Source organism: Rothia sp. (in: high G+C Gram-positive bacteria), from assembly GCF_030540545.1.
In the GTDB taxonomy this organism is placed as follows: domain Bacteria; phylum Actinomycetota; class Actinomycetes; order Actinomycetales; family Micrococcaceae; genus Rothia.
On sequence record NZ_JAUNVZ010000025.1, the window covers coordinates 1 to 1,553 of the forward strand.

Annotated in this window: 2 protein-coding genes; both read left to right on the top strand. The window is 59.7% G+C overall.

Translation table 11 applies throughout. From position 1 onward, the window contains the following. Positions 1-598, top strand: a 598-nt coding sequence (locus Q4P78_RS08630) for an MraY family glycosyltransferase (RefSeq protein ID WP_303339970.1), incomplete at its 5' end; no start/stop codon positions are given. Between the two features lie 70 nt (positions 599-668). Next, on the top strand, positions 669-1,553 hold an 885-nt coding region (locus tag Q4P78_RS08635; RefSeq protein WP_303339971.1), incomplete at its 3' end, for a DUF4105 domain-containing protein.

Consider the following 1,553-nt stretch of genomic DNA (forward strand, 5'->3'; position numbering starts at 1 on the left):
TGGTGCGCTAGTCCCCTTCTTCTGTTTCAACGTGTTTGGCTCCGTCAAGCGACACAACAAGATCTTCATGGGCGACTGCGGCTCGCAGGTGATTGGGTTTATCCTCGGTATGCTCTGCATCTGGTACAGCATGCGTCACCCCATCACCCCGGATACGCCCGAAGCCCTTAACAACCGATTGGTGCTGGCCTTTGCGCTGCTGATGATTCCCTGTCTCGACGTAGTGCGCGTGATGTGGGGACGCATCCGCCGCGGGCGTAACCCCTTCCTCCCCGACCTGACGCACATACACCACAAGTTCCTAGCCATGGGGATGAGCCAACGCAGCGCCCTGCTCTTCATCCTCATGATTGACGCAGCCTTTGCCCTCATCAACCTCGAGCTGGTAAACATTCTGGACATCAACCTGCTCCTCGCACTCAACATCCTCATTTGGGTAGCCATGAACCTCTGGCTCTCGCACGTAGTGCACAGACGGCGCGCTCTGGGGCTCGCTCCCACCGAGTTTACGCTGCCCTCAAGTGAGGGCTATCCTGACCAGCCCAAAGTCAATCCCAACAATACACAAAGCCATGCCGGGAAGGAACCCAAGGGCTGAAACCCAAGGTTTCGCTTGGCGCATCAGGCTTTTTGGTCTAATTTAGCGGCCTCAAACTAGCGACTGACGCATGAAGCGACTGCTCATACTCCTATACATCAGCTGTTTGGCCCTGCTCGCCGCCACCGCACAGACGGTAGACGGTCCGCGGCGCACACCCCCCATCGAGGTGCAGAAGGACTCGGTCAAGGTGAGCCTGCTCACCATCTCGGCCGGGGACGAGATATACACCCTCTACGGACATACGGCCCTGCGCGTACGCGAGAAGAATGAGGCCGGCTGGAGCGACTGGGTGTTCAACTACGGGACCTTCTCCTTCGCCCAGCCCCACTTTATCTGGCGCTTCATGCTGGGCAAGACGGACTATCAGCTCGGCGTAGTGCCCTACCAGCTCTTCTTCGACACCTATGCCTACGAGGGCAGAGGCATCTACGAACAGCAGCTTAACCTCTCACAGCCTGAGGGACGCGACTTGGTCAACCGACTGGCCGTCAACCTGCACCCCGACAGCGTAACGTACCGGTACAACTTCCTATACGACAACTGCGTGACCCGCGTCATCCGCCGCATCACCCAGTCGGTAAGTGACGGCCAAATCATCTGGCCCACCGCTGAGGCCATGCAGACCCGGGACCTTACGCTCAGAGACATTGTGCACCAGTACGCCGAAGAGCATCCCTGGGACGCCCTGGGACAAGACCTGCTGCTCGGCAGCGAGGTAGACCATCCCGCCTCACTCCAAGCACAGATGTTTGCCCCCTTCTATGCACAGCGCTATATAGCGAAGGCACGCATCAAGCATATCGACGGCACGAGCGCGCCGCTGGCCGGCCCGGTACACACCCTGCTCGCCCCGGCACCCCGCCCGCAACAATCCACCGGCGTGCCCTCCCCCATGACCTGCTTTGGCCTGCTGCTCGCCCTGACGCTCATAGTGAGCGCCGTAGAGTGGGTA